The organism is Xenorhabdus ehlersii (genome assembly GCF_003610465.1).
Classification (GTDB): domain Bacteria; phylum Pseudomonadota; class Gammaproteobacteria; order Enterobacterales; family Enterobacteriaceae; genus Xenorhabdus; species Xenorhabdus ehlersii.
The window spans coordinates 16532-39439 of record NZ_RAQI01000001.1 but is presented as its reverse complement, the minus strand read 5'-3'; the positions used below and the strand labels follow the sequence as shown (position 1 = coordinate 39439).

Sequence of the window (22908 nt, the reverse complement as noted above, 5' to 3'; positions counted from 1 at the left end):
TTTAGATAAGCGTTTTTGATCTACATCAATTTTTTATTACGCTGAATTCCACAACTAAATAAAAATGGATCTATTGAATATATCTACTGGCATGAGCGCTAAGTTCTTGCTGTATTTTTTCCATTTAGTATTTGACTGAAATTATTTCAGATAAAATGAAGTGCTTATGTTTATAAATAACCACTAACAACCAAGGAACAAGGCCAACCAAATAAAATTATTATTTATCATAATGTTATAATAAATACATGTATATTCACCCATATAAAACATAAACTAAATTAACTACATGTTATTTTATAATAATCAAATTACATAACTAATGTAAATGTAAACACCAATTATATTTAATACCGAAACAAAATAATTTCAAATAAATATTAATTTTCGTATAAGTTCTCAGTGAAATAATCGGTAAATTTGAGGTTATTTTCGTTTTTATTCTATAAATCAGTCCATCTATTTAATTTTCATGTTTCCGTTATGATACGAAATGCGATAACTTAACCATGGAGATAAATAAGTTATTACGTCATTCGAAAAAGCAAATTTGACAAATTTGGGAGTTATTCCACTATACCTCTTCAAGTGTAAACACGATCTTTTTCATGAGATGCAAAGAGTTCAGAGAAATTCTCAGCAGGATAAATTGCAACCGGAGCAATTACGGCTGGAAGAGCAGGCGAGGTTGCTGAAAGAGCAACAGGCTGAACATAAGCGGCAGGTGCGACAACGTGTCGGGCAGGAAAAAAAATCACAACAACATCATTCCCCAGGGCGGGGCTTTAGTCGGTAACAGAGATAAACCAGAAAGAATAACTCACTGATTTTAAAAAAATTTCAGATTATCTATCAGTCTGTTTTAATGAGGATAAATTCTTCACAGCAATTTAACCGATATACATAATCGTAATATATCAACCTCTCCTTCCATATTGCTGCCCTATCGGCTGCGAAGTTTCCAACCACAATGGTATTTCTGGGAACCTTGTACAACAGCTGTTTTTTTCAATTTTCATGCGATATGTCGAAAAAACACTTCAATGCCGTTATTTTTCATAGAAAAATCCTCAAAGAAAAACAGAATACAACTTGATAAAACGCCCATCCACCAAAAAAAATTGATATATTATTGTTTTTATTAGGTAAATAAAAATATCTCTTAATATCTCGTAAGGAATGTTCTTGCCGTTTTCAAAAAATTCAAAAATGCGAGTAAACCTCATTTTTAGGCGAATTAAAAGTCAATTTAGTGGAAAAGGTAATGGTAAATAATATTTTTAATGAAAATAAGGTAAATCAGCCGAAATAATCCACCAAAACATCAAAATACCTTCACATAAGTCAAATAAATAAAATTTTATTAAAAAACAAAACAATTTATATCAAACTGTCTAGTTTAGATTTATAATCCGTATGACTATCGCTAAATAGAATTAAATTTTGGATATGTAATGCTTTTAAAACATTAATTCTGGATGATCTGGCAATACCTGACTGGCATCAAGTAATATTTTTTCACCATGAATATTATGATGATGCAACAAAATATGTGAATAACAAAAAAAATTCATATATTATAATTGCTTAAATGGAATGGTTTGTAGTATATAATGAAATTTGACTTAGGTTAAATTATGTAGGATTATGTTTACAGTTTGATATATTTTGTCCGGTTTATAACCTCAAGAAAATCATCAACAAGAATGATATATGTCAACAAACATGAGGTTAGACAAAAATTCACTGTCTTTTGCATGTTTACCTTAATAAATCAACTAAAAACCATTAAAAATCAATAAAATAAAATTATTTTAAATATACAAAATCCCATAAAATAAAAACCAGGAACATATTGGTTATCTTTCATGCAAGGAGAATAGGAACTCTGTTTAAGCCGCATCGGTAACTCAACCGAAAAAATATGCAGAGGTAGCCATAAGACAAGGATTACAAAAACAAAACGCATGTTAGAAAACCAAAACGGTGAATCAGGTGGTAACAATAGGCATACCGTGAACGATAATCCGTCAAGGCAGGCTCTATTTTACGAGCAACTAACGGGGCAAAAATCGCACTCATTTTAAGCTTCGGCAATTCTCCTTGATGACGCCATAACTTACTAATGAAAAAAGGATGAGATATGGAAGATGCAAACCTATTAGTCGGAAAACGTATTCAGATCAAAAGGAAAGAGCTGGGTATCACTGCTACAGCATTAGCAAAGATACTTGGCCTCAGTCAGCAGCAACTTTCACGTTATGAAACGGGAGTGAATCGGATCAACCTCTCCCATCTCGTTGATATTGCCGATACGTTTAATACGCCAATTCAATGGTTTTTCGAAGATTGCAAACCAGTCAAGAAAGAGGACAGTACTGTTAATAAAATCACGGATCAATATATCCCCATTGCCGAGACAATTATAGGCAAGAATGGTTGTTGAATGAGGCAAGATAAATTCGTCAGAAGCCTGTTGTTTACTGATTTCAATTATCCCATTCAGGCTTCTGATTCTTGTCATGCCACTATATTCATGCCACGATATATTGCGGCATTTCATTATCGAGAGTGGTCCGATATATCGGCAATAAATCGCCTAATGGTCATCAATTCTTCCGGCGAATAGTTTTCCAATATTTGCAACCATCTTGCTTCTATTTGCCGATGCAATTTTTCATGCGCAGAAAATATCAGCTTCCCTTCGTCAGTGAAGCTGAAATAGGTCTCTTTCTGGTTATCTACCATTTTCAGTTTTTCAACGATAGAGCGCTGAAGAAGTTTTGCACAGATCTTTGAGATAGCACCCTTGGTCATTCCCAGCGCCTGGCTGATACTTGTGATATTTAATAATACCGATTCTCCTATACACTGGATCACATGTAATTCAGACAATGAATAGCCACTGAGTCCATATTCGCGGAGTACCTCTTCATTATGCCCTCTCTTAATACCATCTCTTAGAGGTATCAAGTGATTAACTGCGGCAAGGATCTTACGTTGGTAAACTGTACTGTCACTCATTTACGACTTTTCCAAAATAATATTTCCCCGGAAACAAAAAGGAGAGAGAAATGAATAGATGTAACTCAATTCGTAATGTAAACGTGATCTTCTACCTAGTATGCTTCAGTGCCCTATTAGGATCTCTTGCACAAAATATCTATGTTCCCGTTATTCCTACCATACAGGAGCTATTCAATGCGCCCCTACCTTTAGTAAACCTGACTGTATCAGCATTCACATTTGTTTTAGCTATTATGCAAATCGTGTATGGTCCATTAGCGGACAGCAAAGGTCGTAAAGCCATTTTACTTCCTGCTCTGATTATTTCCGTCATTGGATCTATTGGTTGTGCAATGGCTTCTGATATTTATTGGCTGATTGCTTTCCGAATAGTTCAAGCTATTGGGATTGCAGCTATTCCTGTTATTGCAGCGACAATTATTGGTGATCTGTATGAAGAGCAACATCGAGCCAAAGCCATCAGTACTTATCAGATGTTGTTAACGCTGACTCCTGCTTTGGGACCGTTGCTCGGCGGCTATTTAGCCGAATTAAACGGATATGTTGCGATTTTCCAATTTATTGCTGTTATCGGTGGGCTAATACTTATCAGCAATTCGCTTTGGTTACCAGAAACTAAACCCGAAACCATACCAGAAAATAAGCCAAAACAGTCAGCAAGTGCTAAAAGGGTGTTTTGGAACTTCGGTCAGATTTTGTCAGATCGCATCGCACAATCCGTTTTCTGTATTGGCTTTATGCTGTTCTATTGTTATTTCTGCTTTTTGACTTTTTTACCCATCATCTTAAACCATGAATATGATTTCAGCCCTGCCGATATTGGTTGGATGTACATTCCCATATCATTGGCAATGATTGTTGGCAGCTATAGCTATCGTTTACTCCATCATCGGTTATCTAAGATAAATGGCCTGATTGTCAGCAGCTTGCTAAATCTGGCTTTAATCCTGTTGTTTTCCATCACATATCGATTCGGCATTCCCACGTTAATCATTGTCACAGCTTTATACGGTTTCACTCTGGGGATATCGACACCTACACATGCCACTTTGCTGTTAACAACATTTGTGGAAGAACGGGCAACTGTGATTGGGCTTTATAATTTTATTCGATATATGGGAATGGCTGTTGGCCCAATGGTTGGCAGTTTCTTATTATTCAACGACCACTATGAATGGGTATTTTTAATGGGAGCGTTGTTATTTGCTGTATCTATCGGTTTCACTGCCATCATGACTCAACAGCACCGTAAACGGCGATAGCGCTAATGGGAGCAAACGACAAAATTGAAAGATAAAAAACAAGCAGCATTTAGTGGGAAATAGCCCAAATTGCTGCAATATTCCGTGCCGTTACCTGCAAATTATCGGCACCATTGGCGAGGGCATCAGCAAGGGAACAAGCCTCCGGTATGATGGAAAAGACCGCATCCAGCCCATGCTGATGCACAACATGATAGTCTCGGCTCATTCCCCCAACTAACGCAATGGTGGGAATGCCAAACTTTTTCGCAACACGGGCAACACCAATGGGAGTTTTACCGTATATGGTCTGGCTATCCAGACGACCTTCCCCCGTAATGACCAGATCTGCGCCCTGAATAACTTCTTCTAGTTGCAAGGTTTCAATAACAATCTTAATACCTGACTGTAATCTTGCCCCCAAACATCCCAATAAGGATGCCCCCATCCCTCCAGCCGCACCAGCACCAGCAGCATCAATCACGCTTTTCCCCGTTAGGGATTCTATTTTCATGCCATAATGATGCAATGCAGAGTCTAACGATTTCACCATCTCCGGTGTCGCACCTTTTTGTGGACCAAACACCGCTGATGCTCCCTGTTCACCACATAATGGGTTATTCACATCACAAGCCACGGTAAATTCAATTTGCCTGAGACGCGGATCAAGGTTCGTTAAGTCAATACCTTCCAGCCGAGTTAATGCCGCGCCGCCGAATGGCAGAATACGACTGTCACCATCCAATAAAGTCGCACCAAGTGCCTGCATCATACCTGCGCCACCATCGTTGGTTGCACTGCCGCCAATGCCTAAAATCAGTTTATGTATCCCCTGTTCCAATGCAGCCAGAATCAATTCTCCCGTTCCATAACTCGTCGTTATCAGAGGGTTACGCTGTTCCATCGGCACCAAGTGCAAACCAGAAGCAGCAGCCATTTCAATCACTGCGGTTTTTCCATCGCCAAGCAGACCAAAAAATGCCTCAACAGGTTGTCCCAAAGGATCAGTAACAGTACACACGATACGTTTTCCTCCAGTTGCAGCCACCAGTGATTCTACTGTCCCTTCGCCGCCATCCGCCATAGGTAGCTTGATGTAGTCTGCCTGTGGATAAATCTCCTTAAATCCCCGCTCTATCGCCTGCGCCACCTGCAAGGCACTCAAGCTTTCCTTAAATGAATCAGGGGCAATCACAATTTTCATCATGGAATTTCCTCGGCTCTCTGACACTGATGGTTATTTTGCTGTTCACTGCTAATTATCTTGCGCGCATAAAAAAAGCGATAAACAAATTATCGCTTTTTAATCCAGCAAGTTTTGCTCAGCTAAGAAATTACGCTTCAATCGCCAGTCGCAATTTCTTCATGGCATTTTTTTCTAGCTGCCGAACACGTTCAGCGGATACACCATACTTATCTGCCAATTCTTGCAAGGTGGTTTTATTGTCATCATCCAACCAACGGGAACGAATGATGTCTTGGCTACGTTCGTCCAACCCTTCCATCGCCACAGAAAGTTTATCCGCAGCGTGGGTTTCCCAGTTATCTTCTTCAATGCCATCGGCAAAGTCAGAAGCCTTGTCTTGCAAATACAGCACCGGAGCCACTGGATGACTATCATGATTATCATCATCAGAGGACATATCAAATGCCATATCCTGCGCTGACATACGGGATTCCATCTCTCGGACATCTTTGCTGGTCACGCCCAATTCTTTGGCAACCAGTTCAATTTCATCCTGATTGAACCACCCCAGACGTTGTTTAGCCTTGCGCAAATTAAAGAACAGCTTACGCTGAGCTTTTGTCGTTGCGACTTTCACAATACGCCAATTACGCAATACATATTCATGGATTTCTGCCTTAATCCAGTGAACAGCAAAAGAAACTAAACGTACTCCCACTTCTGGATTAAATCGACGAACCGCTTTCATCAGGCCAATATTACCTTCCTGAATTAAATCCGCTTGCGGCAGACCATAACCGGCATAACTGCGGGCAACATGAACAACGAAGCGCAGGTGAGAAAGAATCAGCTTTTTCGCTGCATCCAGATCTCCCTGGTAATGCAGCCTTTCTGCCAGTTCCTTCTCTTCCTCAGCAGAAAGCATAGGATAAGCATTGGAGGCACGGATGTACCCTTCCAAACTACCTTGTGGAACTAATGCCAAAGTTTGCATTTCTTTTGTCATTCAAATTCTCTCAAAATTAGATCCAAATTGATGGCCTTCAAGTTTGCCTGAGTTCACCAGTAAGGTTTATTCAAGCCAAAAGTGCGTCTATTTTACCACCGTAGAGATCATATTCAAATCGTCTCAGTTGTGTGAACATCAATACAAAACCATAACTGTGACTTTGACAACAATTCACCCCCAACAGTTCACTAGCAAGCCCTGCAACACCTTTATTCTGGCATAAAACGACGTAAATGCTGAATTGTCGCAAACCATGCAGCTATCCAACCAATCATACCCGAAATAAGCACTAATAAGAGTGATTCATCCCACTCCAAACCATGCAGTATAAAGCTTGTACCAAAAACACTTGCCACTTCCGTAACCACGTTAGACAGTTTCCACACCAGCAGGGAGGAGAGGATCAAAGAGAATATTGCTCCCAAAATCCCCAATAAGGCTCCACCATTGAGGAAAGGACGCAAAATAAAACCATCCGTTGCCCCAATCAGTTTCATAACGTTAATCGTTTCACGACGGCTAAAGATGCTCAACCGGACACTATTACCAATGACCAAGAGCAGCGCAACCACCATCAAGATACCTATCACGGCAGCAATTCTGCCAATAAGGTCAGCCAACGCGGTCAAGCGGGCAAACCAGCTATCATCCATTCTGACTTCTTCAATGCCTTTAATCTGCGCAACTTGATCGCGCAATGTTGTTAGCGCCTGAGAGTCCTGGAAATTCAGTTTAGGAGAGATTATAGCAACTGCTGGCAGAGGGTTTTCTTCCAGCAAATCTAGTGCGCTGGCAAAACCTGACCATGCACGAAATTCGTTTACAGCTTCGTCACGGGAAAGGTAATTTACCGATTTCACGCCATCCAGATTTTTCAACTGATCAATTACCTGTTTGACGCTATTGTCATTCAGTGACTTATCCAAATAGACCGTGAGTTGTGGGATGGGATACCACTGCATCACTGCTTGATTGACGTTTTTCCAAACAATATAGAACACACTTGGCAAGGTCAGGGAAATAGCTATCACCATAACAGTCAGCAACGTTGCCAGCGGTTGGCGGAACATATCGGACAAAGTACTTTTCCACGCATAACGCCACTGTACACGCCATCCCCCTTTTAATGATTTGGATTTTGCGGACGGTGTTTTTTTCGCTGAATGACGGACATGCTTAGCCATGATGTCCTCCTTGCATACGTCCCTGATTCAGGGTCAAGATACGATATTTTCTTCGTTCAATGAGGGCTGTATCATGGGTAGCCATCAGAACCGTCACGCCAACTCGGTTAAATTCTTCAAACAGACGCATGATCCCCTCTGATAATGCCCCATCCAAATTTCCCGTCGGTTCATCTGCCAGCAATACTGTTGGCTTATTCACCACCGCGCGGGCGATACCAACACGCTGTTGTTCTCCACCGGAAAGCTGAATGGGGAAGTTTTTCGCTTTGTCCAGTAAGCCGACCTTATCCAACGCCGCAGATACCCGTCGACGAATGTCTTCAGCACTTGCCCCTGAGATGATCAACGGCATCGCGACATTCTCGTATACGGTGCGATCCAAAAGTAGGTGATGATCCTGAAAAATCATGCCGATCTGACGGCGTAGAAAAGGGATCTCACGGGATTTTAGTCGGCTAATGTCATGGCCAGAAAACCAAATATGGCCTGCGCTAGGGCGTTCAATACCACAGATAAGTTTCAAAAGTGTACTTTTACCGGCCCCTGAGTGACCGGTTAAAAATGCCATTTCTCCTGGAAGTAGATGAAAATCCACCCCTTGCAGCGCCTGCCGCCCTCCCAGATAGGCTTTACTGACCTGTTCAAAGCGAATCATTGATAGTTAATCCTCTCGGGCAAAAAGAGCCTCAATAAAATCGTCTGCCTTAAATGGACGGAGATCTTCAATGCCTTCACCCACACCAATGTAGCGGATTGGGATCTCAAATTGGTCGGCAATCGCGAAGATAACTCCCCCTTTCGCAGTACCATCCAGTTTGGTCAGTGAAATACCCGTCAATCCCACAGCTTCATGAAATAGTTTAGCCTGACTTACTGCATTTTGACCTGTGCTGGCATCCAGAGTCAGCATAATTTCATGAGGTGCATCTTCGTCCAGTTTTTTCATCACTCGAACGATTTTTTTCAACTCTTCCATCAAATGGGATTTGTTCTGCAAGCGCCCAGCGGTATCTGCAATCAGGACATCAATACCTTTAGCCTTGGCTGACTGGATGGCGTCAAAAATCACTGACGCTGAATCTGCCCCCGTATGTTGGGAAATCACTGGGATTTTGTTGCGTTCTCCCCAAACCTGTAACTGCTCTACTGCGGCCGCGCGGAAGGTATCTCCAGCCGCCAGCATGACGGATTTACCTTGAGAGTGATATTGACGCGCCAACTTTCCAATCGTGGTCGTTTTACCAACACCATTCACCCCCACCATCAGAATGACATAAGGTGATTTGCCTTCTATCTCCAGCGGCTTATCAACTTTCGCCAGAATGGCTGACATCTCTTCTTTCAGTTTAGAATAAAGCGCTTCCGCATCTTTCAACTCTTTACGGCTGGCGTGGTCTGTCAGGTTAGTAATGATCTTACGGGTAGTTTCAACGCCCACATCTGCAATCAATAACTGTTCTTCCAACTCTTCAAACAGATCATCATCAATTTTTTTGCCACGGAATAGTCCCAAGAAACCGGAGCCAAGATTTTGACGGGTCTTAACTAAGCTACGTTTCAGACGAGCAAAGAATCCTTCTTTGGATGGCCGTTCTTGTTCCTTAGGTAAGGCTGCCTGTTCTTCTGCCTGACGAGCTAATTCTTCCGCTAAACGTTGCTGCTCCGCTTCTTCTGCTGCACGACGGGCGGCTTCCTCCACTAAACGCTGCTGCTCTGCTTCTTCTGCTGCACGACGGGCGGCTTCTTCCGCTAAACGCTGCTGCTCCGCCTCTTCTGCTGCACGATGGGCGGCGGCTTCCGCTAAACGTTGCTGCTCTGCTTCTGCTGCTGCACGACGAGCGGCTTCTTCCGCTAAACGCTGCTGCTCCGCCTCTTCTGCTGCACGATGGGCGGCGGCTTCCGCTAAACGTTGCTGCTCTGCTTCTGCTGCTGCACGGCGGGCGGCTTCTTCCGCAAAACGCTGTTGCTCCGCTTCTTCTGCTGCACGACGGTCGGCTTCTTCCGCTAAACGTTGCTGCTCCGCCTCTTCTGCTGCGCGACGAGTGACTTCTTCCGCTAAACGCTGTTGCTCCGCTTCTTCTGCTGCGCGACGGTCGGCTTCTTCCGCAGCGACTCTTTCTTGTTCAGCCTGTTCCTCTTGCTGTTTCTTATCTTGACGACCAAGTCCAAACCAAGAGAAGAAACCTCTTTTTTTCTCTTTTGCCATCGGCCACTACACTCCTCGCGGTTAAGTTAAATATGTGCTGTTATATCCACTGAGATAGGTTCTAACAGTAATGAATCCAGTCTAACATTTTCATCACACCACAACACATGTCTATAGAGGATTTCGTGGTAAATTAATCAATGGATATCTTCGTTTTCACTCACTCTTTGTCTCCGCCAGATATTATTTAGCAGCGTCGGATGACAAATATTTAAGTTATGTAAATTATGACTAAAAAACCACTACGCGCGTCTTTGGGACAAATCCGCATTATTGGCGGAAAATGGCGCGGAAGAAAATTGCCGGTTCCTGATAGTGACGGCCTGCGTCCAACAACAGATCGCGTCCGCGAGACACTTTTTAACTGGCTTATGCCAGTGATTCAGGGTGCTCGTTGCCTGGATTGTTTCTCAGGCAGCGGAGCGCTTGGATTTGAAGCTTTGTCTCGTTATGCAAGCCACACGACCTTAATTGAATACGATCGCAATGTGGCGAAACAACTATTGGCTAATTTAGCCTTACTGAAAGCTGAAAATGCCGATGTGGTACAAGGTAATACACTACAACACCTTAACAACACCGGAACGCCGTTTGATGTGGTTTTCCTCGATCCGCCATTCCGTAAGGGAATGTTGGCTGAAACAATCAATTTATTGGAAACCAATAGCTGGCTAGCAGAAGAAAGCTGGATTTATGTTGAGGCAGAAGCAGAATCTGCGGCAACAGAAGTTCCCTCAAACTGGCAACTGCATCGGCAAAAAACCGCCGGGCAAGTTGCTTATCGATTATATATTCGCCACCCGTAATCGGGTGTCTGAACGGCTTAAACACGATTTTGGAGTCGATGATGTTTATTCAATTAGGAAGAGGGATCATGATCTTAGTTTGGGGTATCATGATCTTCAATTTGTTTCACCCATTCCCTAAACCATTGAGATATTTCATGGATATTGCAATGGTATTTACGGCAATCATGCATTCTTTTCAGTTACTGCTGCTGAAAAACTCCCAGCCTAAAGATCAAAAGCTGTCTGGTTTTCTCCAGACCAAAATCTTCTTTTTCGGCGTCTTTGAATTATTGGCTTGGCAGAAAAAACAACTAAAAGAGAAACAACAGGAGAAAAAATAACTTCCCATATCCAGTGACTCATCTTATTTTCTTCTTTCGTCAATGAGTAATTCGCGTAATTACTCATTGACGTTCTTTGTTTTTGATAATAAAACGTTATTCGTTCGTTAATAACGAACCAATATCGATAAATCAAGATATTCTCCGTACCAACCCCATCATAAATAAAATTGCCTGACAAAACAGGTGTTGAACTTTAAGGAAAGGAAAAATATGAGTTGGCCATTTCTCGCTGTGTTTTTCTCTGGGTGGTTATATATTGATGCTGCCTATCGTGGCACCAACTGGCAGCAATGGGTTTTCCGCCCCGTCACTATGTTGCTTCTATTATTATGGGCCTGCCAGGCGCCCAATCTTGAGGTTTCAGGTTACCTTATCATTGCGGGCCTTCTTACTGCCCTGCTCTCTGATGCGCTCCACATGCTCCCTGGTAAGTATTTACTCTTCTCATTCATCGCGTTATTCCTGAGTTACCTGTTATACACCATTAGTTTTGCCTTACATATGGGTTTCAGTTTCTTCTTTCCGCTGCCTTTTATCCTGCTGGTCATTGGCATTGTGGTCATACTGACAGTCTGGACTCGTCTGGATAATATGCGTTGGCGGGTAATAGATGGTTTCGTGATGGCACTACTGATGGTTTGGGTTGCCGGAGAACAATATTTTTCCCTCAGCAACGACAGCCGATTCTCTGTCATCGCTGGCACGATCCTGCTACTCCTTGCACACAGTATCAATATCATTGCTCAATATCGCTTCCCTTTTAAACTATCAAAAGCGATTGTTGCTACCTGTGGTTTTATCGGACACTTTTTGATTATTCGTTCACTATTCCTATGATAGCTTACCCTTACTAACCAAGGGCTTGAAGAGAAAATAACATTAAGAGGAAGGACATTGATAATGAGAACCTATTTTAAATAGCACAAATCATCAAAAGAATTCCTCTTATTGGATTTGACTCTGGAGTTCACTCCAACGTGTAGAGTTAATACTAATGATTAAGATTAACTCTATAAGAGGTCGCCTATGTTATCCACTACCAAAAAACATAAGCAATCACAGCACAATTCTCTATCTTTCCAAAAAGATGATCATCAGAATATCGCCAATAATGTAAGTGAGCATTCACATCAACATCACGATCACAGCCACGAACATTCGCATAACTCCCCTACGCCAAATCATAGCCATTCTTGCTGCTCTACTAACACAGCGCATTCCCATAAAAATAGCAGCGCACACTGTTCACACGATCATGCACATGCCATACAGGACAACGCCCTCACCGAATTAATAGCGAGACAGCGTTTTAATTGGACTATCCAAGGCATGGATTGCCCAAGCTGTGCAGGAAAGATCGAAAATGCTGTCAAAAAACTGCCAGAAGCCAAGCAGGTCAAGGTTCTGTTTACAACAGAGAAACTGGTGGTCGATGCTGATATTGATATTCGTGCTGCCGTTGAACAAGCAGTAAAACAGGCTGGCTTTGAAATCAAGGAGGCAAGTTCGGCATCTAAATTGCCTCCGACAGTCAATCACTGGAAGACTTTTTCCCCAATCTTGATTCTGGCCGCCTTGATGTTCGTCAGTTGGGGAATATCAAAAGTCAATGCTCCCACAGGGCAGATCGCTTTCATCATCACTACACTAATTGGGTTATATCCGGTAGCAACCAAAGCCATCAAGCTGATCCGTTCTGGCACACCTTTCGCCATTGAAACGTTGATGAGTGTTGCTGCCATTGGTGCCTTGTTTATTGATGCTACCGCAGAAGCGGCAATGGTTATTCTCCTGTTCAAGTTAGGGGAAATACTGGAATCCTATGCCGCCGGACGCGCACGTCGTGGCGTCAGTGCCTTGATGGCATTAGTTCCTGAACAAGCCCTACTAATTAAGGATGGAAAAAAGGAAACCGTGCCGGCAGCAGATCTGCGTCCGGGGGATATCATCGAAATCGCCCCAGGGGCGCGCTTACCTACCGATGCCGAACTGCTCAACCCATTTGCCAGTTTCGATGAAAGTGCCCTGACCGGTGAATCAGTTCCGGTTGAACGACAACAAGGGGAAAAAGTCGCCGCTGGTTGCCTTTCTGTTGATAGTGCCGTGCAGATGAAGGTGATCTCTGAACCTGGTCACAACGCTATTGACCGCATCCTGCAACTAATTGAAGAAGCAGAAGAGCGTCGTGCGCCGATTGAGCGCTTTATCGACCGATTCAGTCGTGTCTACACTCCGCTGATTATCTTGTTCTCAGCACTGGTGGTATTGGTCCCGCCACTGTTTTTTGCCGGCTCATGGGAAACTTGGATCTATCGTGGTCTGACTCTGCTGTTAATTGGTTGTCCTTGTGCCTTGGTCATCTCGACGCCTGCCGCAATTACTTCCGCACTGGCCGCAGCAACCGGTCGCGGCTCTCTAATCAAAGGTGGGGCAGCCTTGGAACAACTTGGTTCAGTGAGCACCATTGCACTGGATAAAACCGGAACCTTGACCGAAGGAAAACCCCAGGTTACTGACATTGAACCGGCGGAAAACATCAGTGCAGAAACCTTGCTAGCACTGGCTGGTGCCGTAGAAAGTGGTTCCCATCACCCACTGGCAAAAGCTATCCTGAATGCCGCAGAAAACAAAGGTGTGACAATTGTTGAGGCTGAACAGCGCAAAGCCCTGGCCGGGATAGGAGTCGAAGGACAATTATCGGGGCAAAAAATTCTCGTTGCAGCCCCCGGAAGATTGCCGGAAAATACCTTGTCCGAGCAATGGAAACAGAGAGTTTTTGAGCTGGAAGACAATGGAAAAACAACGGTTGCTGTCACTCGGAATGGGAAATTTATGGGGCTGATAGCAATGCAAGACACCTTACGTCAGGATGCCATAGACGCTATCCGTATCCTGAAAAAACAAGGTATCGAAGCAATAATGCTGACAGGAGATAATCCCCGTGCCGCAGCAGCCATTGCGAATCGGCTGGGCATTGATTATCGCGCAGGGTTGTTGCCTGAAGATAAAGTGCAAGCGGTCATTGAATTGAGCCAAAAACACTGCACTATGATGGTCGGTGATGGTATCAACGATGCCCCAGCCATGAAAGCCGCCACTATCGGTGTTGCTATGGGCAGCGGCACTGATGTTGCATTGGAAACAGCCGATGCCGCCCTGACGCATAACCGACTGACTGGTTTACCTGAAATTATTGCCTTGTCCCGAACAACCCATTATAACATCCGTCAAAATATCACTATTGCATTAGGACTGAAGGCGATATTTCTTATCACGAGCCTATTGGGTATGACTGGGCTATGGATGGCAGTCCTGGCCGATTCGGGAGCTACAGCTTTGGTAACAGCAAATGCAGTTCGGCTGCTTAGGAGCAAATCACAGCAGCAATAAATGGAACATTAACCTAAAAAGAAAATAACAAACCGAAAAGGTGCATGTTAATACTCTGCACCTTTTCAAAATCATAATGAATTACAAAAGGTTGCTATTAAGGAAAAAGAAAATATGGCATCCAGCGAGGTGATAAATAACCAAATACCATATTTAAAGCCTAGCACGGCTCCTTTTTTTCGCCAGTTAATTATATAGGCTTTTCTAAATTAAACAGAGTTTTCGCTTTTCCTGAGCAGGTATCGATACGGAGTTTGCTCTGTCTCTTGGGCGATCAGCGCATGATCCATAAAACGACAGAACCCCGGAATATCGCGGGTTGTTGCCGGATCATCAGCAATGATCAACAACGTCTGACCCGCAGCCATATGGCGGACTGCCTTGCGCACCATCATTACTGGCTCCGGACAACGTAATCCCAACGTATCAAGTGTCTTGTCGGGGTTGGCAAAAACTTCGGACATAACAATCTCTGTAGGTTCAAACAATCTATGGCAATGGATTATATTACAAAATATCGCCAACTGCCGTACTTTACTTTTATTGCGCAACACACGTATGATCCCACTGCCTGATCTTCAGGTAGATTGATTTTTTGGGTTCCCTCACCCCATCCACCAAAAAGGTACAATATGTTCCAATTGACTGCGCAACAGCGAGCCACGGCATTGATCTGGCTGTCGCTTTTTCACATTTTGATCATTACTTCCAGTAACTATCTGGTGCAATTACCCATCTCCATTTTTGGTTTTCATACCACTTGGGGAGCATTTACATTTCCCTTTATCTTTTTGGCGACTGACCTAACCGTACGTATTTATGGTGCGCCATTAGCTCGCCGGATCATTATTTCCGTTATGCTGCCAGCGTTGCTGATCTCTTATCTGATTTCAGCTCTGTTTTTCCAGGGAACCTGGCAGGGATTCGGGACATTGGGAACCTTTAATGTGTTTGTCGCCCGCATTGCCGCAGCTAGCTTTATGGCCTATGTGCTCGGTCAGATATTGGATGTTGGTGTCTTCAATCGTCTTCGCCAGAAACGCCGCTGGTGGATAGCGCCGGCTGCTGCCATGTTTTTCGGTAATATGTTAGATACACTGGCCTTTTTCTTTATCGCGTTTTACCGCAGTACGGATGCATTTATGGCAACACATTGGGTAGAAATTGCGTTAGTGGATTATGCTTTCAAGCTGTTTATCTGCATGCTGTTCTTCCTGCCCGCTTACGGCGTTATGTTGAATTTGATCCTGAAATACTTTTTCGCTCAAACAGCAGTTAAAACTCTGGTCAAAGCCAACTAAAAAAATGGCACCCTGACTGAATTAATCAGGGTGTCAATCGTTTCGCCAGTATTTCCTCTCAAATCACCCATTTCCTGCTTTTACTCATAACTTCTCTGTATATTTTGCCGTATAGTGTGGATGGGCAATTCGTAACTTGCCCTATACCTGTATTGTGACACTCTATGCCTAGTTTCCAGTAAAGAAGGAATATTTCTTATGCTGAAAGTGATCCAGTCTCCATCCAAATATATCCAAGGGCCAGGTGCGTTATCTCACATTGGTCGATACACCAAAATGCTTGCTGACCACGTCTTCGTGATTGCCGATAATTTCGTGATGAACCTTATTGGGGATACCGTCAGCAAAAGTCTAGAAGAACACGAAGTGACTAGCCATTTCGAACTTTTCAATGGTGAGTGCAGCCGTAGTGAAATCCATCGCTTGTCTGCCATTTTGTTGGAACAGCAATGTCAGGCTGTCATCGGGATCGGGGGAGGAAAGACGATTGATACTGCCAAGGCTGTTGCATACAAATCCCAAATACCCGTCATTATTTCTCCTACCCTTGCTTCGACAGATGCACCGACCAGTGCCCTTTCTGTTCTTTATACTGAACTCGGTGAATTCGACAGCTACCTGTTCTATCCACAAAATCCAAATATCGTGCTAATGGATACCAATATCATTGCTAAAGCACCGGTTCGCCTGCTTGTCGCAGGTATGGGAGATGCACTCGCCACCTATTTTGAGGCACGAGCCAACAGTACAGCCCATAAACCAACCATGGCTGGCGGTGCGACATCCACCACAGGTTTGGCATTGGCAAAACTGTGTTATGAAACTTTGCTGGCGGAAGGTTACAAAGCAAAACTGGCGGTAGAAGCAGGTGTCAGTACACCAGCCGTTGAAAATATTGTCGAAGCCAATACCTACCTCAGTGGCATTGGTTTTGAAAGTGCAGGATTGGCAGCGGCTCACGCTATCCACAATGGTTTTACCGTGCTGGAAGAGTGTCACCATCTGTATCACGGCGAAAAAGTTGCGTTTGGTACTCTGACACAATTGATCTTAGAAAATAGCCCAAGTGAAGAGTTGGAAACTGTGCTCGATTTCTGTGTACAGGTCGGGCTACCAGTCACACTGGAGCAATTGGGCTTACGTGATAATGAGAAACTGCATCAAAAAATCATGCAAGTCGCTATTGCAAGTTGTGCCGAGGGTGAAACCATTCACAATATGCCATTTGTTGTGACACCAGAACAAGTTTACGCCGCAATTTTGGCCGCAGACCAAGTGGGCAAAGATTGGTTATATTAAGTGATTGCGAAATGGAATGAGGCGAATAGCATACTTAATTGACTCATCAACTGAAACTTACTGGCGGAATAAATTTACCCCAATTCCTTGGGAACTCATTGAGAAACAGAAATAAAACGGGCATGAACCCGCAGGAACATGCCCATAATTTAGTTAACGATGTCAACCAACAATGTCTATCTTGTTGGCTCCTGCCAAATTTTAGCAATATAGTTCAAGCATTCTTCTTTCGTTCCTGTTTTGCCGATTACCATCCATCCCATCGGGATTTCATACTCAACAGGCCAGAACGAATAATGCTGTTGACCATTGGTAACGACCATCCAATTCATGGCTTCGTTGCTGATTAACCGTTCCATGACACAACCTCCCTTTTGAAACTTCTGAAAGGAAGGGCAGCCGGTAAGAATCCAATACCGATCAGATAACGTAATACTTGATGGACGTATCCAGCCGTAATTGTGGGGCAACGGATATGACTTCCCGCTAACCCCGCCAGCGTATTTTTCAGTTCCAATTCAGGGAAGAGTTCATCAACATAAGCCGGATCGAGTGCACGATAAGGTCTTTCCGTCATATCTCTGATCAGTGGGATCAAGGGATATAATGGATGAGTATCATCTAGCGCCAGGATCTTATCTTTACCCTCATTAAATGGAACAGGATTGAGGACATAACCAAAATCTTGCACCCAACCGAAAAATTGCTGGATAGAAACCTGCTCTGGGTTGAACAGATTAAAGAATTTCCCATTAGACGCCGGCTGTTTGGAGATATGCACCAGCGAAGCCGCCACATAATCAACTGGAACGATATCCAGCAATAGGGCATGGTCGGGATAAAAACCCATCGCCAAATAACCTTTCAAGGAGGCAATCAGATAATCATTAACTTGTACCGCTCCTGTAAAGGTATGTCCGAGGATCAACCCTGGCCGATAAATGCTAACGGGAACGCCCCTTTGACGGGCAATATTAATGATCCCTTCTGATACCCACTTACTTCCTGAATAACCGGAAGGATCACAAACCGACTCACTCATGGCACGATCATCTTCCATATAGGGGCGAGGCGACTGCGTGGCATACAGTGCGTTTACAGAAGAGACATAATGAAAATGTTTCAAGCGCGCAGTACAGGCCAACTCTAACGCTGTTCGGGTACTGTCAACGTTGATATTTTTCAGAGCACTATAAGGATAGATAAAATTAACCAATGCTCCGTTGTGGTAAATAACATCAACCTCTTCTGCCAGTTGCATCCATGACTCCGGTAACAAACCAAAACGCGGCAGCCTCAAATCACCGATAATAAAATCTACACGCTCAAGCCCGTGACCTACATCAATATGGTAATTTTTGAATCCAGACTTGATTCTTTCACGGGCATGTTCTGCATCAGATGCACGGCACAAGCAAATAATTCTGGCCGAGGTCTGTTTCAGCAACTGTTCCAGCAAGTGCAGCCCAAGATATCCGGTCGCGCCTGTCAGTAATACTTTATCTGGCTGATACCAATTGGCATGAGCCAACCCATCGGGACAAACCTCTTCTTTTAGGTAAACATCATTCCTGAGCGTCTCCACATGCTGACGAATTAACGCTGCACTATGGTATGTTCCTACAAACTGAGCAGGGTTTGCCTGACGTTCAGCGATCATTTCATCCAGGATAGCGGCTATGCTACCCATTTTGGCACCGAAATGAGGCAAAACATGTGCCGCATTCTCAATGCGTTGATCCAATTCACCAAATGTCAGCGTTTCATGGGGATCAGAAACAGCTATCTCATTTTGTATACTTTTTGCCAACTCAGCTAACTGAGAAGGAACGTTCTTAAACCACGGTTCTAGCTCTGCTGTCATATGACTGATATTACGATTAAATTCAGGTTCAACAACAGGAGAATTTTTTTGCCCAGTAGTAAATGCTGTGTGTAATATTGCCTTGTGTGTGTAAGTATTCATAATGATACTCTCATTCTAAGCCCCATTGATTTCATCACTTTTCATGATGAATAGAGGCATCAATGCTGGTAGTCGTTATCTTCCAATTTTTGTCTGCATTCAGTATTTTCAAATACCTTATGTTGACGCTAACTGGATCAGAAAAATAAATTACAAAAATTTATTGCAAATTTAATAAATATATTAATTAGTATTAATTTGTAATCTTTTATTAATTAAACAATCAACTTAAATAAAGCCAATCATTATTTGGAAGACAGAGTGTATTACGCCTATACAATCTGTAGCCAATTTTAATTAACATACTGATATTATTATATTTTACCTCATAAAATAGTCATCCAACCCTACATAAAAACTACCATCATGAGCATGAATAACTATTTGTAGTAATATCCATCATTTTGAATTTTAATTTCAAACACTTTATTTATAACCGTGTTATAAAAAACGCAAAGCATGTAAATAAAAATAAATCACATGAATAAGTGAGAACGTTATTTAAAACACTACCAGGCAAATAGTACAACTTGTTAAAAGCAAAAAACAGAAAAACACCAACAGTTATTTATTAAATAATTTTTATAATAGGAACATTTGTGTGGGTTATATTTATCTGACTTTTTCATGGTTACTACATCAGACATATTCCCCTAATAATAATGAGCGTTTATTTGGTCGAGAATATATACGAACTTTAAACGTGCAAAAATAAAAAATAACCAAAAAGGCCGTTTATTGTGACACTCATCACACTAACATAAATAAATTGTATTCAAAAAAAGTGCTAAATCACTCAAAATTATCGACTTTGCGAAATTATATCTATATGTTAGCGACACCTCACAGTCATACAAGGTTGTTTTCAGCTAATATTAGCTTCGATATAGAAAATAAATAGCTAAAATTTTTCGTTTAACGCCATCACTGTTTGATGGTGGTGATTCGCTCATACAAAAGTCACGTGGAGACAAAAATATGTTAAGTATTTTCAAGCCGGCGCCTCATAAGGCTCGGTTGCCTGCGCAGGAAATAGATCCACTCTATCGTCGCTTGCGCTGGCAAATTTTTATAGGGATCTTCTTCGGATATGCAGCTTACTACCTGGTAAGAAAAAACTTTGCTCTCGCCATACCTGCCTTGATCGAACAAGGCTTTTCTAAGGGAGATCTTGGCTTTGCCTTGTCAGGCATATCAATTGCATACGGCTTCTCAAAATTCATCATGGGTTCCATTTCCGACCGCTCGAATCCACGTGTTTTCCTGCCCGCAGGTTTGATACTGGCGGCAGTAGTGATGTTGATTATGGGCTTTGTGCCATGGGCGACTTCCAGCATTGCTATCATGTTTACCCTGCTGTTCTTCTGCGGCTGGTTCCAGGGTATGGGTTGGCCTCCTTGCGGACGTACCATGGTTCACTGGTGGTCACAGAAAGAGCGGGGCGGAATTGTTTCTGTCTGGAACTGTGCGCATAACGTTGGCGGAGGCGTGCCACCATTACTGTTCATGTTGGGGATGGCTTGGTTCAATGACTGGAAAGCTGCGTTTTACATGCCAGCCTTTGCGGCTATCATCGTGGCAGTCATCGTTTTCGCTTTAATGCGCGATACACCACAATCCTGTGGCTTACCAGCCATCGAAGAGTATAAAAACGACTATCCACCCGATTATACGGAAAAAAACGAAAAAGAGCTGACCGCAAAAGAAATTTTCATGCAGTACGTTTTGCCGAATAAATTGTTGTGGATGATCGCCATTGCCAACGTATTCGTCTATTTACTGCGCTACGGTATTCTTGACTGGTCACCCACTTATTTGAAGGAAGTGAAAGACTTTACCATGGATAAGTCTTCCTGGGCTTACTTCCTGTATGAATACGCAGGTATTCCAGGTACGCTGCTATGTGGTTGGATGTCTGACAAAGTATTTAAAGGCAACCGTGGTGCCACTGGCGTATTCTTCATGACCCTTGTCACCATCGCCACTATCGTATTCTGGCTGAACCCGGAAGGTAACCCTGATATTGATATGCTCTGTATGCTGGTTATCGGCTTCCTGATTTACGGTCCGGTGATGCTAATCGGCCTCCATGCCCTGGAATTAGCGCCGAAAAAAGCGGCAGGAACAGCCGCCGGCTTTACCGGTCTGTTTGGCTATCTGGGGGGTTCAGTTGCGGCCAGTATCATCGTCGGCTATACCGTTGACTATTTCGGTTGGGACGGCGGCTTTATGGTTATGATCGGCGGTAGCATCCTCTCTGTTATTCTGCTGTTGTTTGTTATGTTAAGCGAAAGCAAACATAAGCAGGAAATTGCTCGTCAAGGCCAGTGATATAACGGAAAGACGCTGATTAATAACCCTATCAATCGCAGTACAATTTTATTGTACTGCGATTCCATAGGTTATAGGACAATCAAGTATATGCATCTTAAATACGTTGCTTACTTTTACTTATGAATATCTTCTTCATATCTATACTGTATTAACAATCTTTTGATTTAATACTTTCAAGATGTTCAATCTTAATCACAAGAATGACTGGTATATTAAGATTATTATGTAATCCATATTTTACACGCTCTATTCTCATATTATATAAACTAATGCTTTTCCAATGACCCATTAATTAGTAATAAAAAACCTATTCTATATTAGAATATTGTTCATTTAATAACAGCTAAAATAAGACGGGATATAAAAATAACTTAGAGAAAATTTTTTATGTCATAAAACTGTGACATACTATTAATAATAGTTAATGTTTAGGATTGTGTTATGTCATTATTTTCTATAAAAATGGAGAACCCCAATGCAGACCCCTATTAAGGCAATTATGGCCGGTATTCTGTTAGCATCATCCATGTCAGGCATTGCACATGCAGCAGATAAGATCGTTATCGCTCATCGTGGCGCTAGTGGTTATTTGCCTGAACACACACTACCCGCCAAAGCAATGGCTTATGCACAAGGTGCGGATTATCTGGAGCAAGATCTGGTCATGACCAAAGATGACCAGCTTATTGTACTGCACGATCACTATCTTGATCGCATAACGGATGTCGCAGAACGTTTTCCAGACCGCGCCCGCGCTGACGGCCGCTATTATGCCATCGACTTTACCCTGCCAGAAATTAAGTCACTGAAATTTACCGAAGGTTTTGATATCAAGGATGGCAAAAAAGTCCAAAGCTATCCTGGACGTTTTCCAATGGGTAAATCAGATTTCCGCATCCATACTTTTCAGGAAGAGCTTGAGTTTATTCAAGGTCTGAATAAATCCACAGGCAAAGACATTGGCATTTACCCTGAAATCAAAGCACCGTGGTTCCATCGCCAGGAAGGCAAAGATATCACCAGCAAAGTGCTGGAGGTTCTGAAACAATATGGCTACACCAAAAAGAGCGATAAAGTTTATCTGCAATGTTTTGATGCCAATGAACTCAAACGCATCAAAAATGAACTAGAACCGAAACTGGGAATGGATCTGAAACTGATTCAGCTTATTGCTTACACCGATTGGAAGGAAACGTACGAACAAAAATCAGATGGTACATGGCAGAATTATAGCTATGACTGGATGTTTAAACCTGGTGCGATGAAAGAAGTAGCAAAATATGCTGATGGAATCGGCCCTGATTACCATATGCTTATCGCCAGTGACTCTACGCCAAACCACATTAAATTAACTGGCATGGTAAAAGAGGCTCACGCTAGCCATCTGGCGGTACACCCGTATACCATCCGTATCGATCAATTACCAAAATATGCCACCAGCGGCAACCAATTGTTTGATATCGTTTTCGACAAGGCCAATGTCGATGGGGCATTCACAGATTTCCCTGATTTGGCAGTGAAATTCCTGAGAAAACATCACGAACATAAATAATCAGCGCAAATAACGTAGAAAAACAAAGGGGCAGTTCCGGACTGCCCCATGACTAAATTGCATCAGATAGATGACGTA

General features: G+C 42.8%; 20 protein-coding genes. 11 read left to right on the top strand and 9 right to left on the bottom strand.

The genetic code is table 11. The features are described 5' to 3' along the window. Window positions 1–613 precede the first annotated feature (613 nt). A complete protein-coding gene (locus BDE27_RS19190) occupies window positions 614–796 on the top strand; it encodes a hypothetical protein (protein ID WP_143707502.1) in 183 nt (60 codons plus the stop codon). Window positions 797–2143: 1347 nt separating this feature from the next. After that, window positions 2144–2446: a helix-turn-helix domain-containing protein gene (locus tag BDE27_RS00170; RefSeq protein ID WP_099130861.1), complete on the top strand. Its 303-nt coding sequence runs from the start codon at window positions 2144–2146 to the stop codon at window positions 2444–2446. 116 nt (window positions 2447–2562) lie between these two features. On the opposite strand, the gene BDE27_RS00165 is transcribed toward BDE27_RS00170, so the two are convergent. Next, on the bottom strand, window positions 2563–3024 hold the full coding sequence (locus tag BDE27_RS00165; RefSeq protein ID WP_099130862.1) for a MarR family transcriptional regulator: 462 nt from the start codon (window positions 3022–3024) through the stop codon (window positions 2563–2565). 50 nt (window positions 3025–3074) lie between these two features. On the opposite strand from BDE27_RS00165, the gene BDE27_RS00160 reads away from it, so the two are divergent. Beyond that, window positions 3075–4289, top strand: a complete 1215-nt coding sequence (locus BDE27_RS00160) for an MFS transporter (protein ID WP_099130863.1) — start codon at window positions 3075–3077, stop codon at window positions 4287–4289. 49 nt (window positions 4290–4338) lie between these two features. Here BDE27_RS00160 and BDE27_RS00155 read toward each other — a convergent pair whose 3' ends face one another. The 5 genes from BDE27_RS00155 to ftsY all read right to left on the bottom strand — a co-directional run bounded on the left by BDE27_RS00155 (window position 4339) and on the right by ftsY (window position 9856). Then, window positions 4339–5472, bottom strand: a complete 1134-nt coding sequence (locus BDE27_RS00155; RefSeq protein ID WP_099130966.1) for a glycerate kinase — start codon at window positions 5470–5472, stop codon at window positions 4339–4341. Between the two features lie 130 nt (window positions 5473–5602). Next, the gene (rpoH, locus tag BDE27_RS00150; protein WP_074020519.1) at window positions 5603–6460 is read right to left on the bottom strand and encodes an RNA polymerase sigma factor RpoH; all 858 of its coding nucleotides are present in this window, start codon (window positions 6458–6460) and stop codon (window positions 5603–5605) included. 212 nt (window positions 6461–6672) lie between these two features. Next, window positions 6673–7647 carry a permease-like cell division protein FtsX gene (gene ftsX / locus BDE27_RS00145; RefSeq protein WP_099130864.1) on the bottom strand — a complete coding sequence of 325 codons (975 nt, stop codon included), beginning with the start codon at window positions 7645–7647 and terminating at the stop codon, window positions 6673–6675. Continuing rightward, complete coding sequence (gene ftsE, locus BDE27_RS00140; protein ID WP_074024812.1) at window positions 7640–8305, bottom strand: cell division ATP-binding protein FtsE; 666 nt, start codon at window positions 8303–8305, stop codon at window positions 7640–7642. Before ftsE ends, ftsX begins: the two co-directional genes overlap by 8 nt. A gap of 6 nt (window positions 8306–8311) precedes the next feature. Beyond that, complete coding sequence (gene ftsY, locus BDE27_RS00135) at window positions 8312–9856, bottom strand: signal recognition particle-docking protein FtsY (RefSeq protein ID WP_099130865.1); 1545 nt, start codon at window positions 9854–9856, stop codon at window positions 8312–8314. A gap of 227 nt (window positions 9857–10083) precedes the next feature. Between ftsY and rsmD the strand changes: the two genes are divergently transcribed. From rsmD to BDE27_RS00115, 4 genes are all read left to right on the top strand, one after another. Further along, the gene (rsmD, locus tag BDE27_RS00130) at window positions 10084–10662 is read left to right on the top strand and encodes a 16S rRNA (guanine(966)-N(2))-methyltransferase (protein ID WP_099130866.1); all 579 of its coding nucleotides are present in this window, start codon (window positions 10084–10086) and stop codon (window positions 10660–10662) included. Between the two features lie 41 nt (window positions 10663–10703). Then, the gene (locus BDE27_RS00125) at window positions 10704–10985 is read left to right on the top strand and encodes a DUF1145 family protein (RefSeq protein ID WP_099130867.1); all 282 of its coding nucleotides are present in this window, start codon (window positions 10704–10706) and stop codon (window positions 10983–10985) included. 213 nt (window positions 10986–11198) lie between these two features. Then, the gene (locus tag BDE27_RS00120; protein ID WP_099130868.1) at window positions 11199–11825 is read left to right on the top strand and encodes a lysoplasmalogenase; all 627 of its coding nucleotides are present in this window, start codon (window positions 11199–11201) and stop codon (window positions 11823–11825) included. A gap of 189 nt (window positions 11826–12014) precedes the next feature. Continuing rightward, window positions 12015–14378: a zinc/cadmium/mercury/lead-transporting ATPase gene (locus tag BDE27_RS00115; protein WP_099130869.1), complete on the top strand. Its 2364-nt coding sequence runs from the start codon at window positions 12015–12017 to the stop codon at window positions 14376–14378. Between the two features lie 209 nt (window positions 14379–14587). On the opposite strand, the gene tusA is transcribed toward BDE27_RS00115, so the two are convergent. Then, window positions 14588–14842 carry a sulfurtransferase TusA gene (tusA, locus tag BDE27_RS00110; RefSeq protein ID WP_099130870.1) on the bottom strand — a complete coding sequence of 85 codons (255 nt, stop codon included), beginning with the start codon at window positions 14840–14842 and terminating at the stop codon, window positions 14588–14590. Window positions 14843–15010: 168 nt separating this feature from the next. Here tusA and BDE27_RS00105 point away from each other — a divergent pair, with 168 nt between their 5' ends. Beyond that, entirely contained in the window at window positions 15011–15679 is a 669-nt protein-coding gene (locus BDE27_RS00105) for a 7-cyano-7-deazaguanine/7-aminomethyl-7-deazaguanine transporter (protein WP_099130871.1), read from the top strand. Between the two features lie 198 nt (window positions 15680–15877). Continuing rightward, entirely contained in the window at window positions 15878–16978 is a 1101-nt protein-coding gene (locus BDE27_RS00100) for a glycerol dehydrogenase (protein WP_099130872.1), read from the top strand. Between the two features lie 176 nt (window positions 16979–17154). Here BDE27_RS00100 and BDE27_RS00095 read toward each other — a convergent pair whose 3' ends face one another. After that, a complete protein-coding gene (locus BDE27_RS00095) occupies window positions 17155–17337 on the bottom strand; it encodes an MbtH family NRPS accessory protein (RefSeq protein ID WP_099130873.1) in 183 nt (60 codons plus the stop codon). Then, window positions 17325–18944 (bottom strand): thioester reductase domain-containing protein, encoded by a 1620-nt coding sequence (locus BDE27_RS00090; protein WP_244208643.1) that lies wholly within the window; start codon window positions 18942–18944, stop codon window positions 17325–17327. The genes BDE27_RS00095 and BDE27_RS00090 overlap by 13 nt, the downstream gene beginning before the upstream one ends. 978 nt (window positions 18945–19922) lie before the next feature. Between BDE27_RS00090 and glpT the strand changes: the two genes are divergently transcribed. Together glpT and glpQ are read left to right on the top strand one after the other, a co-directional pair. Next, window positions 19923–21275 carry a glycerol-3-phosphate transporter gene (gene glpT, locus BDE27_RS00085; RefSeq protein ID WP_099130874.1) on the top strand — a complete coding sequence of 451 codons (1353 nt, stop codon included), beginning with the start codon at window positions 19923–19925 and terminating at the stop codon, window positions 21273–21275. Between the two features lie 478 nt (window positions 21276–21753). After that, window positions 21754–22830 (top strand): glycerophosphodiester phosphodiesterase, encoded by a 1077-nt coding sequence (gene glpQ, locus BDE27_RS00080; RefSeq protein WP_099130875.1) that lies wholly within the window; start codon window positions 21754–21756, stop codon window positions 22828–22830. Window positions 22831–22908: the final 78 nt, after the last annotated feature.

Bases quoted from the DNA above. Each gene is read 5' to 3' on its own strand.
- BDE27_RS19190 (WP_143707502.1), top strand. From the start codon at position 614: ATGCAAAGAGTTCAGAGAAATTCTCAGCAGGATAAATTGCAACCGGAG.
- BDE27_RS00170 (WP_099130861.1), top strand. From the start codon at position 2,144: ATGGAAGATGCAAACCTATTAGTCGGAAAACGTATTCAGATCAAAAGG.
- BDE27_RS00165 (WP_099130862.1), bottom strand. From the start codon at position 3,024: ATGAGTGACAGTACAGTTTACCAACGTAAGATCCTTGCCGCAGTTAAT.
- BDE27_RS00160 (WP_099130863.1), top strand. From the start codon at position 3,075: ATGAATAGATGTAACTCAATTCGTAATGTAAACGTGATCTTCTACCTA.
- BDE27_RS00155 (WP_099130966.1), bottom strand. From the start codon at position 5,472: ATGAAAATTGTGATTGCCCCTGATTCATTTAAGGAAAGCTTGAGTGCC.
- rpoH (WP_074020519.1), bottom strand. From the start codon at position 6,460: ATGACAAAAGAAATGCAAACTTTGGCATTAGTTCCACAAGGTAGTTTG.
- ftsX (WP_099130864.1), bottom strand. From the start codon at position 7,647: ATGGCTAAGCATGTCCGTCATTCAGCGAAAAAAACACCGTCCGCAAAA.
- ftsE (WP_074024812.1), bottom strand. From the start codon at position 8,305: ATGATTCGCTTTGAACAGGTCAGTAAAGCCTATCTGGGAGGGCGGCAG.
- ftsY (WP_099130865.1), bottom strand. From the start codon at position 9,856: ATGGCAAAAGAGAAAAAAAGAGGTTTCTTCTCTTGGTTTGGACTTGGT.
- rsmD (WP_099130866.1), top strand. From the start codon at position 10,084: ATGACTAAAAAACCACTACGCGCGTCTTTGGGACAAATCCGCATTATT.
- BDE27_RS00125 (WP_099130867.1), top strand. From the start codon at position 10,704: ATGTTTATTCAATTAGGAAGAGGGATCATGATCTTAGTTTGGGGTATC.
- BDE27_RS00120 (WP_099130868.1), top strand. From the start codon at position 11,199: ATGAGTTGGCCATTTCTCGCTGTGTTTTTCTCTGGGTGGTTATATATT.
- BDE27_RS00115 (WP_099130869.1), top strand. From the start codon at position 12,015: ATGTTATCCACTACCAAAAAACATAAGCAATCACAGCACAATTCTCTA.
- tusA (WP_099130870.1), bottom strand. From the start codon at position 14,842: ATGTCCGAAGTTTTTGCCAACCCCGACAAGACACTTGATACGTTGGGA.
- BDE27_RS00105 (WP_099130871.1), top strand. From the start codon at position 15,011: ATGTTCCAATTGACTGCGCAACAGCGAGCCACGGCATTGATCTGGCTG.
- BDE27_RS00100 (WP_099130872.1), top strand. From the start codon at position 15,878: ATGCTGAAAGTGATCCAGTCTCCATCCAAATATATCCAAGGGCCAGGT.
- BDE27_RS00095 (WP_099130873.1), bottom strand. From the start codon at position 17,337: ATGGAACGGTTAATCAGCAACGAAGCCATGAATTGGATGGTCGTTACC.
- BDE27_RS00090 (WP_244208643.1), bottom strand. From the start codon at position 18,944: ATGAATACTTACACACACAAGGCAATATTACACACAGCATTTACTACT.
- glpT (WP_099130874.1), top strand. From the start codon at position 19,923: ATGTTAAGTATTTTCAAGCCGGCGCCTCATAAGGCTCGGTTGCCTGCG.
- glpQ (WP_099130875.1), top strand. From the start codon at position 21,754: ATGCAGACCCCTATTAAGGCAATTATGGCCGGTATTCTGTTAGCATCA.